General features: G+C 38.0%; 11 protein-coding genes. All 11 read left to right on the forward strand.

Annotated elements, in window-relative coordinates; genetic code table 11:
- The first annotated feature begins 522 nt into the window (after positions 1-522).
- The 11 genes from OM074_RS14465 (at position 523) to OM074_RS14515 (ending at position 13,500) form a co-directional block, all read left to right on the forward strand.
- Positions 523-1,788, forward strand: a complete 1,266-nt coding sequence (locus OM074_RS14465; RefSeq protein WP_301200666.1) for an aspartate aminotransferase family protein — start codon at positions 523-525, stop codon at positions 1,786-1,788.
- 78 nt (positions 1,789-1,866) lie between these two features.
- Positions 1,867-2,850, forward strand: coding sequence for a CoA transferase subunit A (locus OM074_RS14470; protein ID WP_301200668.1), 984 nt, complete (start codon positions 1,867-1,869; stop codon positions 2,848-2,850).
- An 80-nt stretch (positions 2,851-2,930) separates the two neighbouring features.
- Entirely contained in the window at positions 2,931-3,710 is a 780-nt protein-coding gene (locus OM074_RS14475; RefSeq protein ID WP_301200670.1) for a CoA-transferase subunit beta, read from the forward strand.
- Positions 3,711-3,924: 214 nt separating this feature from the next.
- Positions 3,925-4,752 (forward strand): 3-keto-5-aminohexanoate cleavage enzyme, encoded by an 828-nt coding sequence (gene kce, locus OM074_RS14480; protein WP_301200673.1) that lies wholly within the window; start codon positions 3,925-3,927, stop codon positions 4,750-4,752.
- 146 nt (positions 4,753-4,898) lie between these two features.
- Positions 4,899-5,942 carry an L-erythro-3,5-diaminohexanoate dehydrogenase gene (kdd, locus tag OM074_RS14485; protein ID WP_301200675.1) on the forward strand — a complete coding sequence of 348 codons (1,044 nt, stop codon included), beginning with the start codon at positions 4,899-4,901 and terminating at the stop codon, positions 5,940-5,942.
- Between the two features lie 27 nt (positions 5,943-5,969).
- Positions 5,970-7,250 (forward strand): lysine 2,3-aminomutase, encoded by a 1,281-nt coding sequence (kamA, locus tag OM074_RS14490; RefSeq protein ID WP_301200678.1) that lies wholly within the window; start codon positions 5,970-5,972, stop codon positions 7,248-7,250.
- Positions 7,251-7,335: 85 nt separating this feature from the next.
- On the forward strand, positions 7,336-8,202 hold the full coding sequence (locus OM074_RS14495; RefSeq protein WP_301200680.1) for a hypothetical protein: 867 nt from the start codon (positions 7,336-7,338) through the stop codon (positions 8,200-8,202).
- The gene (gene kamC / locus OM074_RS14500; RefSeq protein ID WP_301200682.1) at positions 8,192-9,790 is read left to right on the forward strand and encodes a lysine 5,6-aminomutase reactivase ATPase KamC; all 1,599 of its coding nucleotides are present in this window, start codon (positions 8,192-8,194) and stop codon (positions 9,788-9,790) included. Before OM074_RS14495 ends, kamC begins: the two co-directional genes overlap by 11 nt.
- 50 nt (positions 9,791-9,840) lie before the next feature.
- Positions 9,841-11,394, forward strand: coding sequence for a lysine 5,6-aminomutase subunit alpha (gene kamD, locus OM074_RS14505; protein ID WP_301200684.1), 1,554 nt, complete (start codon positions 9,841-9,843; stop codon positions 11,392-11,394).
- Between the two features lie 47 nt (positions 11,395-11,441).
- Positions 11,442-12,170 carry a lysine 5,6-aminomutase subunit beta gene (gene kamE, locus OM074_RS14510; RefSeq protein WP_301200686.1) on the forward strand — a complete coding sequence of 243 codons (729 nt, stop codon included), beginning with the start codon at positions 11,442-11,444 and terminating at the stop codon, positions 12,168-12,170.
- A 142-nt stretch (positions 12,171-12,312) separates the two neighbouring features.
- Positions 12,313-13,500, forward strand: a complete 1,188-nt coding sequence (locus OM074_RS14515; RefSeq protein ID WP_301200689.1) for an acetyl-CoA C-acetyltransferase — start codon at positions 12,313-12,315, stop codon at positions 13,498-13,500.
- Positions 13,501-13,547 lie beyond the last annotated feature (47 nt).

Genomic DNA, 13,547 nt, shown 5'->3' on the forward strand with positions numbered 1-13,547 from the left:
TATTTGCAAGATGCTTAAAATAAGATCTTTACCTAACTTGAGTTGATTTTATTAAGTATCTCATAATCTAACACTTATAAAAAACTAACTAACTATTGTTACTAATAGAGCTGGATTATTCCGGCTCTATTTTCTTGCACCACCGTTTAAACTATCAAATAAACTAAAACAAGGAGCTTATCCTTATACCCCTTCTACTTTAGCCACTTCCAACTACAAACCCCGTACTAAAAAAGCATCATTATCTTCATACCACTCAAATAGCATGCAAAATATCATGTTATATTTTTAACCTTTTCGTATCTTTGTGTTATATTTTTAACATGCAATTTTGCAATGAGCTGGATTTACAAGTTACTATTTGATCAATTCGAAAGGATTGAAGTTACTGACTACCTGAGTAACTCATAATTTGTATTGCCCTCTTTGATAGTACTAAAATCTTATTCCATCAATTATTCATTCCTCATTGTTGGGCATATACAATCCAGTATTATTGTTTAACGCCCAAATATATCGGAAATGAAAGAAAAAAAACTTCAATTAGAAAAATCTCTCAACGAATTTGAAAAAGGTAAATCCCTGATTCCGGGAGGTGTACTAGGTATTCGTCGCCCATATAATTTTGTACAAGGTGAATTCCCTATATATTTTGACGAAGGTAAAGGTGGACGGGTAAAAGACATAGATAACAACGAATACATTGATTTTTTATGTGCCTACGGCCCAATGATTATAGGAAACCGTGAGGAAGAAATTGACAACGCTGTTATAAATCAAATCCAAAATAAAGGATTCTGTTTTTCACTCACTCAAACATACCAAAACCTACTTGCCGAAAAAATGAACGAACTGATTCCTTGTGCCGAAATGAGTTTGTTTGTTTGTACCGGATCAGATGCCACAACAACTGCAATCCGCCTATCACGCTCCTATACAGGGAAAAAGAAAGTAATGCGATGCGGTTACCACGGCTGGCACGACTGGTGTGTGGAAGTTAAAGGCGGGGTACCTCAAAAACTGTATGAAGATGTATACGAGTTTAAATACAACAACATTGATTCTTTAAAAACACTATTAGAAGAGCACGGAAACGATACTGCAGCTGTAATAATAACGCCACTTGGACATCCATTAGCAGCGCCAATACAGGAACCTAAAAAAGGCTTCTTAGAGTCAGTTAAAGAACTATGTAATCAATATGGGATTGTTCTTGTTTTTGACGAAATCAGAACAGGATTCCGGGTCTCCTTAGGCGGTGCTCAGCAATATTATGGTGTAACCCCTGATTTAGCAGTTTTTGGCAAAGCGATGGCGAACGGATATCCGATAGGCGCAGTTACCGGAAGAGCTGAAATAATGAAAGAGGGAGAATCGAATGTGTTTATTTCTTCAACATTCTTCCCCAACAGCTTAAGTTATGTAGCCGCTCTCAAAACCATCGAAATACTTCAACGAGATAACATCCTGGATCAAATCTGGGAAAAAGGTACAGCCTTCAACAATAAAATAGAGTCTCTTTTAAAAAAATATCCTATCGGTGCAAAAATCAGCGGCATTCCTCCCATGATGTTTATCACTTTTGATAAGGATGACACAGGAACATATAAAGCAAAAAGGAATGACTTCTATACCCAACTAATAAGGAAAAAGGTATTCCTGCAACCTTATCACCATGGATATATCTGCCACCGACATACTCAGGAAGATTTGGATTATACTGTAAATGCAATTGAGGAAGCATTAATTTATTTGAAAGAAAAATATTATCAGGCAAGAAGTGTGTAATAAATGGTGAGCAAGCACACACTTGACACTAGTGAACACAAGCATGAAAACCAAAAACCATTAACTAATTACAAAGAGATGGAAAACTATAAATCAAATAAAGGAATTGGAGATTTATTCACTCCGCCCAATGCTGATGAGATGCGGGCCTTTTTCAGGGCTAAAAACAAACAAATGAAAAGTAAGCTATCCACCATCCCGGAGGCTATTGAAGCTCACTTACACGATGGTGATTACATTGCAATAGGAGGTTTTGGCGGAGTAAGGATACCTACCGCTCTAATCCACCAAATTATCAAAAGCAACAAAAAGAATCTTGGTTTTGCAGGCCATGTATCCACCCACGATTGTCAATTACTCAGTGCTGGAAAGTGCTTTGACAGGTGCGACGCTGCTTATATCGTAGGATTGGAAGCCAGGGGGCTTTCAAAAAATGCACGTCGAATGTTTGAATCTGGAAAGGTAAAAGTAACCGAATGGTCAAACGGAGCACTTTCCTGGCGTTTTAAAGCAGCAGCCATGGGACTACCATACCTGCCATCGAGGGTAATGCTTGGCACCGACACCTTTAAACACTCTGCAGCCATAGAAATCGAGTGCCCGTTTACAAACCAAAAACTGGCAGCTCTTCCTGCTTTATACCCTGACGTAGCCCTACTCCATGTACACCGGGCTGATATTTACGGAAACTGTCAAATTGATGGAATTCTGGTTGCTGATGACGATATTGCCAAGGCTTCAAAACGTGTGATTGTAACAACTGAAAAAATAATTTCCAACGAAGAGATTAGAAGAGAACCAGGAAAAACAGTAATCCCATACTGGTGTGTAGACGCAGTTATTGAAATGCCCTATGGTTCATACCCGGGAAATATGCCTGGTGAATATTTCTCTGATGAAGAACACCTAAAAGAGTGGCTTAGGGTTGAAAAGGATATTGATGAACTAGAAAAGTTTCTTTACAAAAACATTTATTCCTGCACTGATTTCTATGAATATATTGAGAAAAATGGAGGGATGAATAAGATAAAGGAATTGATACAAGCAGAGCATCTTTATTAATACATACACCTCAATGCCTTTTACATAGAAGTTTAACCTGATTTGAGGATACTAATAATTGAAAAATAAAATCTACAAATATGAAAACTAGTTATAACGCAATGGAGCTCATGATAACCATCGCTTCCCGAAATCTGGAAGATGGTGCTATGGTTGTTGTAGGAACCGGGGTTCCTTGTGCTGCTGCCATGCTGGCACAACTAACAAAATCTCCTAATCTAACAATCATGTTTGAAGCTGGAGGAATTGCCCCTCTCCTACCCACCATGCCAATTTCAGTAGGAGATTCCAGAACCACCCACAAAGGTTTAAAAGCAACCTCAATGGCAGAAATAATGGAATTGTGCCAGGCCGGTGTTGTAGACTATTGCTTTTTAGGAGGTGCTCAAATCGATAAGTATGGAAACCTGAACTCTACCATGATTGGTGAGGATTACCAAAAACCAACAACCAGATTTCCGGGAAGTGGAGGCGCAAACGATCTGGCGTCACTCTGCTGGAGGACTTTGGTGGTTACCCCTCAAAACAAAAAACGGTTTGCCAACAAAGTTGATTTCATTACCACACCGGGTTTTATAAAAGGAGGAACTTCAAGGGTTGAAGCTGGATTACCAAAAGATACCGGCCCATATAAAGTCATTACAGATATAGGTGTTTATGGTTATCACCCAAAAACTAAAGAAATGATGTTGCTATCGCTACATCCAGGTAAAACTTTAGAAGATGTAAAAGAAAATGCGGAATTTGAAATATTGATTCCTGACAATTTCGAAACAACAGTTGAACCAACTGCTGATGAATTAAAGATATTAAGAGAAAAAGTTGATCCGTCAGGAGTAATTATTGGTCGAGGTGAATAAGCCCTCTCAATCTCCCACGAAATTGGAGAAATAGTAAGCGCTTATTTATTTTACAAATGTTAACTCCTCACTAATAATTGATTACTGATTTGTCTTGTTAATAAATATACGTTTCTCAACCAATCCTCACGGGTTTTAAAAACCTGTGAGGATTAGAAAAAGAAAAAACTCTGTGACCTGGTGTCTCTATGTTCATCTTTTAAAATCTACTACAATGAAAAAAATGATTATAACATGTGCTGTATGCGGAGCGGAAACCACTCGGGAGCACAACCCCAATTTACCGTTAACACCATTGGAAATAGCAGAATCAACCTATGAAGCCTACAAGAAAGGTGCTTCAATAGTTCACTTGCATGTTCGCGATAAAAACGGGGCCCCAACACAGGATCCTGAAATTTTTAAGGAAGCTATTAAACTGATAAGGGAAAGGTGTGATATTGTAATTGAGATTACAACGGGTGGTGCAGTAGGCATGACCGACGATGAACGTGTTGCTGTTATCGAAGCCATCCAACCAGAAATGGCATCACTGGACTGCGGCACTGTAAATTTTGGTAACGATTACATTGTAAATACGCTACCTACCATGAGGCGCTTTGCCAAAGAAATGCTGAAATATAATGTTCGCCCAACACTTGAGTGTTTCGATATTTCGCATGTTATAGCTGCTGATGCACTAATTAAGGAAGGTCTTTTAAAACCTCCTTACCATTATGGATTTGTAATGAACGTACCGGGGGCTTTACCCTATGATGCTGAGATACTCCAGTTTTTGGTAAACAGATTGCCACAGGGAGCAAACTGGACTGTTATGGGGGTTGGTAAAGCCTGCCTTCCTGCTCATTATGGAGTGTTTGCTATTGGAAATGGTTTTATCAGGGTTGGCTTTGAAGATAACGTTTACTACTCAAAAGGAGTACTGGCTGATAGCAATGCCCAACTGGTTGAACGAACAGCCAAACTTGCTAAAGATGCCGGGTACGACATTGCCTCTCCTGCTGATGTCAGAGAAATATTTGAATTAAAAGGTATTAGCTGACTCTTTATTTTGCTAGCAGCTATAATCAAGAGGGTTAAATCCGTCAATATTGATAATGATTCAATAAAAATAACAATATAAAGAAGGGGAATAGAGAAGAATCCTGGGAATACGCAGGAAAATCACAAAATACATAATTTATAAGCATGCAACCAAAAGGAAATAAATACGGAACACATCGGGTAATAGAACCCCAGGGAGTTTTACCTCAACCTGCCTCTGTTGTAGATAATGATATGAGCATACTTTACGACAATGAAATATTAATTGATGTTGATATATTAAATATCGATTCGGCAAGTTTTACCCAGATCAAAGAACAGGCAAATGGAAATATCGACCTCATCAAATCCATCATAAAAAACCTAGTTGCCAAGCAAGGTAAAATGAAGAATCCGGTTACCGGTTCCGGGGGTATGTTAATTGGAACTGTTAAAAACATAGGTAATTCACTGGCCGGAAACATCGACATAAAGCCTGGAGATAAAATTGCCACTTTGGTTTCACTTTCGCTAACACCCCTGAAAATTGAGCAAATTATTGAGATCCGTCCTGAAATAGACCAGGTTAAAGTTAAAGCCAAAGCCATTCTTTTTGAAAGCGGCATTTATGCCAAACTCCCCCCTGATATCCCGGAAACACTTTCTTTAGCTGTTTTGGATATTTGTGGGGCTCCCGCGCAAACTGCCAGACTGGTAAAAAAAGGCGATACAGTGGCAATTATTGGTGCCGGAGGAAAATCGGGTCTTCTATGCTGTGCTATTGCCAAAGAAGTGGTTGGAGAAAACGGGACTGTAATTGGTGCTGACTACAGTAATGAAAGCATTGAAAGGCTAAAATTTATTGACGTCTGCGACCATGTTATAAAACTAAATGCCGCCAATGCATTAGAGTGCTACGAATCAATCAACAAACTCACCAATGGTTACATGGCTGATGTTGTTATTAACAATGTCAATATCCCAAATACAGAGATGGGTTCAGTATTAATGTGTAAAGACCGAGGAACAGTCTATTTCTTTAGCATGGCAACTTCATTTACAAAAGCAGCTTTAGGTGCCGAGGGGGTTGGAAAAGATATTAACATGCTCATTGGAAACGGCTATGCCAAAGGCCATGCAGAAACAGCAATGGATTTATTAAGACGCAACGCCAAAATAAGAGCCTTGTATGATGAGCTATATGGATAATAAATCTAAGCAAAAAAAATCTACAATATGAAAAGAGAATTTAAAAACGTTGAATACAAACACATACCTCTGTTTAAAGATGTTACTACAGATGATTGGAATAACTGGAAATGGCAGATGCGTAATGCTATCCGCGATATTCCAACACTGGAAAAAGTAATAAAGCTAACAGATGAAGAGCGCGATCATCTATCCCAGACACTCGATAAGTTTAAGATGGCCATCACTCCTTATTATGCAGCTTTAATGGACAAGGAAAATCCCGATTGCCCTGTCAGGATGATGGCCGTACCCCAATTACGAGAGCTTTATGTAGCACCTTCGGATCTAAGTGATCCGTTGCACGAAGATGTAGATTCACCGGTTTCCGGGTTAACGCACCGCTATCCCGACAGGGCATTGTTAATGGTAACACGAGAGTGTTCAATGTATTGCAGACATTGCACAAGGCGCAGGATAGTTGGAGAAACAGATACTAATACCGGGAAAGATCAATTACAAAAAGATTTTGAATACATCCGAAATAACCCAGAGTTAAGGGACATCATTATATCCGGTGGTGATCCTTTGGTATTAAGCGACGATCAGATTGATTACATATTAACAGAACTTCGCAAAATTGATCATGTTGAGATTATTCGCATTGGAAGTCGTATGCCAGTGGTTCTTCCACAACGCATAACCGATAACCTCTGCCAGATCATAAAAAAACACCATCCCGTATATGTAAACACGCATTTCAACCATCCTAAGGAGGTTACTATTGAAGCTCAGCGTGCCTGCGAAAAACTGGCGGATGCAGGAATTCAGTTAGGCAATCAGTCGGTTTTATTAAAAGGCATAAACGATTGTTCAAATATTATGAAAGGCCTGGTGCACGACTTGCTTATGATTAGAGTTAAGCCCTATTATATTTATCAATGTGATTTATCTGAAGGCATATCGCATTTCAGAACAACTATTTCAAAAGGAATTGAGATCATTGAAAATTTACGCGGGCATACTTCAGGTATGGCGGTACCTACATTTGTTGTTGATGCTCCGGGAGGAGGAGGAAAGATTCCTGTTATGCCAGATTACCTCATTTCACAAACTGAAAAACGGGTAGTGCTCAGGAACTATGAAGGAATGATCTCGAGCTACGAACAACCCGATGATTATCATGGCCATAATCGTGAAGATTGTGAATTCTGTCAAAACGAATTTTTATGGGCTAAAGATGGAGTTGCAAAACTACTAAATGAAGGCGGAACCCTGAGACCACGAGAGTTAAGAAGGGAAATGAGAACAAACGGAGACAAGGGATAATATATTAGAGATGAGCAAATGAGAGCTGAGTTAAAAAGGGGAAAGTGATGAAGAAATGTAAAAACAGCTTGAAATAAATGCACCAATGGACAAACCTGTATGGACATATCATTTTTTAGATAATACCACATTTATTTTGGGTAACAACAAAAATGCGGGTAAAACTACCTTTATGAATCTTGCATTGAACAGGGTTCGGGAGGTAGTTACTCCTGCATTTTTATCAATTGGCATTGATGGTGAACCCCTGGACTTGATTGATGGCAGGACTAAACCTCAGATCAGGACCTTATGCGGAGACATTTTGGTAACTACTTACCCCATGATTCAGAAAAGTGAAGGTAAGTATAAGTTGTTAAAGGTATTTCCATACCATACAGTACTTGGCCAACTTGTAATAGCAGAAACCCTAAGAGCTGGTTGTATTGAGCTGGTTGGACCAGAAAACAATACCCAATTAACAGAGGTTATTGCATATTTAAAAGGTGTGCTAGGGTGCAAGCATATTATTATTGATGGTGCAGCCAACCGAAAAACACCTTTGAGCTCAATTGACAACTCCGGATTCTTTTATGTTTTTCAGGCTAATAAAAGAACATTAAATAAAGTATTGGAAACGTGCCGTTTATTGTCCTATTGTGCATCACTACCAACATACAATCCTAAAACAGAACTGGATCCATATGTAGTTGAAGGCGCATTTACAACTAACAAACTCAATAAGATACCAATAGAATACGACATTATTGTTATCGACAATTTAAGTTCCGTTTTTATCACTTACAAACAACTTATCAGGTTATCCAATTATAAAAAACTGATGGTAAAAAAGCAATTTAGTCTTCATGCTTTTGTTGCTATATTAAAAGATATTGACATCAGGGAACTCAAAGAACGATTTAAGAAAAACAATATAAAAGAAGAATTAATCATTAATCCATATGTCAATTAAAAGAGCCATAGCATTTACAGAATTTGAGTGGTTTTACAATTTGTATAAACCACTGACTCCCTATGGACTTGAACATAAAAATAGTTTCAATTTTATTGCGGATAAAAATGAACTGATTCATATTCATAAAACAACAAAAGCTTTTATCCGGTTTATTACTGTAAACCAGGAGATATCCCATAAAATTGAATACCATCTAAAAAAAATAGACTTGCTAAATAGTTTAGACAAAGTTTTATATGATGCCACAGATTTATATTTGATAAAAAGGTTGATAATTCACTACAAAGCTATTGAAACAATTCTCCCTGAATCCATAAAAAAACCTATAGGCTTTAAATTCAAATCAGCAGACCTTTTAAACACTTTAATGCCTGACAATGACACATCTGACTCATTTTATTTATCATCTTCATTTGATAAAAACCTTGGTATTATCAGGAGTCAAATTTCAGAAGCAGACCTGAAGTTAAACTCTATTAAGCTAGCTACATTAAACCAGTTAAAAAACAAATACAATCTGGATTTTTGGGGTCGCGATTTTTTATTAATTGAAAAAACAAACGCTACTTGCCTGGATGACCCTCTCTTATATTTCGAATATTATGATGCTACATATATGATGGTGAAACCTGTTTTTGCTAATGAATATTTGAACCTGATGCAGATCAAGGATCAGTTACTCATCGATGAATCGGAAGTTGAAAAGGAAGTACTTCAATTCCTTACAAAACAAGCAACAAAGCATAAAGAAAATATTGCATCATATACATACAGCATCCAACTTCTTGATACATTCATGGCAAAAGCCCGAATGGCCATTGAGTATAATTTGGTCTGTCCACAAATTGATTCATCCTGCATAAGCATAAAAAATGGCGTTTTTCTTCCATTAGAACATAAGCACAAAAATAAAGGCATGAATTACACTCCTCTGAATGCAGAATTCAGGGATAAAGCCACCTTACTTTCAGGCTCCAATATGGGAGGAAAAACTGTACTCTTAAAAACAATTGGTTTTCTACAGCTTTTAACGCAGTATGGTTTCTGGGTACCCGCTGAACAGTTCAAAACCCAACTATTTGATCAAATTCATGTTCATGGCGACACAGAGTTTCAAAATATAGAAGGACTAAGCTCTTTTGGACAAGAAATCCATAACCTCTCTCAAGTCTTTAAAGAAGACACCAGCAGAAAACTATTGTTGGTTGATGAACTAGCAAAAACAACCAATGCCACAGAGGCAAAGGCCATTTTATATGCACTTTTAACAGAAATTACAACAAGAAAAAATACGTTGGGATTCTTTTCAACTCATTTTATAAATATGCCCCCCATCGTTGGAGTTTCCCGCTTTAAAATGAAGGGATTAGATCGGGAAAAATTCAGCAATTTCTATGTATCCAATAAACAGAACAAAATACAGGAAAAGATAATGGTGATAAATCAGTTTATGCAATATGAAATAGAGATTGATGATGGTAAAACCAAGGAATTTGATGCATTGACAATTGCCGAGTTACTGGGAATGGATAAAAGAATAATTGCGAGAGCCAGAAATTATTTACAGATACGAAAAACGAAGTAAGTAGATTATTAATTACAATGCCTTTGATGATCCTTAAAATTGAAAACAAAATGACAAAACTAAATCTAGATAATAACAAAATTGTAAAAGCCAGGGAACTCTCTAAAGAGATTACAAAACCTGTACATGATTATATCAACAAACACACTACTGTTGCTATTGAACGTGCAACACTACGTACATTGGGAGCCGATGGTGTAAATAAAGATGAAATACCAGTACCCAATATTATTGTGGATGCACTTGCTGATAAAATCAAGCATGGAGCAGCCAAACACTACATTAACGCATTGGTTAGGAAGAATTTAAACCCACAACAACTAAACTCGAAAATTGCAGACGGACTGGACATTACAACCTTAAATTTTACAGATAAGGATTTAATTGACAAAAAGGCCAGGGAACTGGTTGAAGCTTTTGCTTCAAGAGTTAAAGAAAATGTGTGCTTTAGAAATAAAAAGATCGACCAATATAAGGATAAAGAAAACAGTCCCCTCCTTTACCTTATTGTAGCTACAGGCAATATTTACGAAGACATTAAACAAGCACAGGCCGCTGCTCGTCAAGGGGCTGACATAATTGCTGTAATTCGCACTACAGGACAAAGCCTGCTTGATTTTGTGCCATACGGCGCTACAACCGAGGGCTTTGGCGGCACTTATGCAACACAGGAAAATTTTAGAATTATGCGTAAGGCTCTTGATGATGTGGGCGACGAAATTGGCAAGTATATTCGTTTGGTAAATTACTGCTCAGGCTTGTGCATGCCCGAGATTGCCGCCATGGGAGCAATTGAACGTTTAGATATGATGCTGAACGACTCCATGTACGGTATTCTATTTCGCGATATTAATATGTACAGAACCTTTGTTGACCAGAAATTTTCACGAATGATCAATGCCTTTGCCGATATAACTATCAACTCAGGTGAAGACAACTATTTAACTACTTCTGATGCATACGAAAAGGCTTTTACTGTTACGGCGTCCCAGTTTATTAACGAGCAGTTTGCCTTTGATTCAGGTTTACCACCAAGGTTAATGGGTTTAGGGCATGCCTTTGAAATGAACCCGGAAAAAGAAAATGGATTTTTATACGAAATGGCTCAAGCTCAAATGGCCAGGGAAATATTCCCTGAGGCTCCTTTAAAATACATGCCTCCAACCAAATACATGACTGGCGATATTTTTAAAGGATATATTATGAATGCCATGTTCAATTTTGTGGCCAAAGCTACAAACCAAGGTATCTTATTACTGGGAATGCTCACTGAAGCCATTCATACACCTTTTATGCAAGATAGATTTTTAGCTGTTGAAAATGCCCGATATATTTTAAACACCACAAAAGATTTTGCTAACGATATAGAATTTAAAAAGAATGGCATTATGCAAACCCGTGCCAAAGATGTTTTAAATCAAACTATTGAATTTCTGGAAGAAGTAAACCACATAGGTCTGTTTGATGCCATTGAACAAAAGATGTTTGCCGAAGTCAGCCGACCAAAAAATGGAGGCAAAGGTTTTGGTGGCGTATTTGAAAAATCTGAAGAATATTATAACCCCGTTTATGAATATTTAGAAAGGACATTAAATCTTAAATAACCAACATTTATTGACTATTGACTAATTTAATATAGGAGGAATTTAAAATGATGATAAAACCCTATGGAGACACATTAAATGATGGCGCCATACAGCTCTCGTTTACTTTACCTGTCCCCCACTCCATAAAAGCTGATGAAGCCGCCAAACAGTATGCTCATAAACTCGGCTTTAACGAAGTTGAAGTCGTTCAGTCCAATCCTTTATCTGAAGGTTTTTCATTTTTTGTGGTTTATGGAAAAACAAATATTCAACTCGACTACGATAAGATTGAAGTAGAAGAAGTAAAAAAATCGATGGATTATTACCAGGTAAACGATTTTATTAAAGAAAACATCAAACGAAAAATAGTTGTGGTAGGTGCATGTACCGGTACCGATGCCCATACCGTAGGCATTGATGCCATCATGAATATGAAGGGCTATGATCAACATTACGGACTTGAAAGATACCCAATGATCGAGGCCTACAACCTGGGAGCTCAGGTAACAAATGAAGAGCTGATAAGCAAGGCAATCAATCTAAAGGCTGATGCCATTCTGGTTTCACAGGTTGTAACACAAAAGGAGGTACATATTCATAATATGACCGAATTGATTGAAATTATGGAAGCTGAAGGAGTCCGTTCTGATATGATTGTAATTGCAGGAGGTCCACGAATAAGCAATAAGCTGGCTTTAGAGTTAGGCTATGATGCCGGGTTTGGCAGAGGAACTTATCCAGAAAATGTAGCCTCGTTTATTGTAGAGAGATTAGGAGGAGGATATAGCGGATAGCGAGTAGCGAGTAGCGGATAGCGAGTAGCTTTGCTAATAGCAGATAGCTTGAGGTTATTATCGTTCAGGAAATACTTATAAAACACAATTTTAACCCCACCCAAATGCCTAACATAATAATTGATAATAAAAATCTAAAGAAATGAAAGAAATCTATATTATTGATGCTGCTCGTACTGCCATTGGAACATTCGGGGGTACATTATCGTCAATTCCATCAGTACAACTGGGAGCAACTATAGTAACAGAATTATTAAAAAGAAATGGTTTAACGGGATCTGAAGTTGATGAAGTACTGATGGGATGTGTTCTCCAGGCTGGCCAGGGACAAAACATAGCACGCCAGATAGCCATAAAATCGGGGATTCCTATAGAAAAAACTGCTATGACCATTAATATGGTATGTGGTTCCGGTTTACGATCAGTAGCCTTGGCAGCACAAAGCATTATTGCAGGAGATAGCGAACTGATTATTGCAGGGGGAGCAGAAAACATGTCCATGGCTCCTTATTTGCTTCCAGAAGCACGTACAGGTTATCGAATGGGCGATGGCACCATAGTAGACTCAATGGTTCATGACGGATTAACGGATATATTTAACCACTATCACATGGGCATCACTGCCGAAAACCTCGCGGAAAAATATAACCTGACCCGACAAGAACAAGATGCCTTTGCTGCTTTATCACAAAACAAAGCCGAAAAAGCGATAAAAGACGGACGATTTAATGATGAGATCATACCCGTTGAAATTCCTCAACGAAAAAAAGATCCTATCATTTTTAAACATGATGAATTCGTTCGAATGGGAGTTACTGCGGAATCCCTGGCAAAGTTACGTCCAGCTTTTAAAAAGGATGGAACAGTAACTGCAGCAAATGCCTCAGGCATTAATGATGGAGCAGCAGCTGTAATTGTGGCTGACAAAGAAGTGTGCGAAAAATACAAGCTGAAACCAATGGTAAAAATTGTATCCTATGCATGGCACGGTACCGATCCATCCATCATGGGTATTGGCCCTGTAGAAGCAGTAAAAAAGGCTCTTATTAAAGCAAACTGGAAACTAAATGATGTTGAACTAATTGAAGCCAATGAAGCTTTTGCATCGCAATCTCTGGCTGTAATGAGAGAATTAAACATCAATCCTGAAATCACCAACGTAAACGGAGGCGCCATAGCTCTTGGTCACCCTATTGGTGCCAGCGGAACACGTATATTAACAACTCTTATTCACGAAATGAAAAAGCGAAAAGTAAAAAAAGGATTGGCTACTTTATGTATTGGAGGAGGAATGGGAATTGCGATGTGTGTTGAAAATATTAGTTCATAGCTAACAGAACGCCAGGGTTAGGTTATTAAGAATGACACCATTAGTCA

Source organism: Plebeiibacterium marinum (assembly GCF_026013615.1).
Taxonomy (GTDB): domain Bacteria; phylum Bacteroidota; class Bacteroidia; order Bacteroidales; family Marinilabiliaceae; genus Saccharicrinis; species Saccharicrinis marinus_A.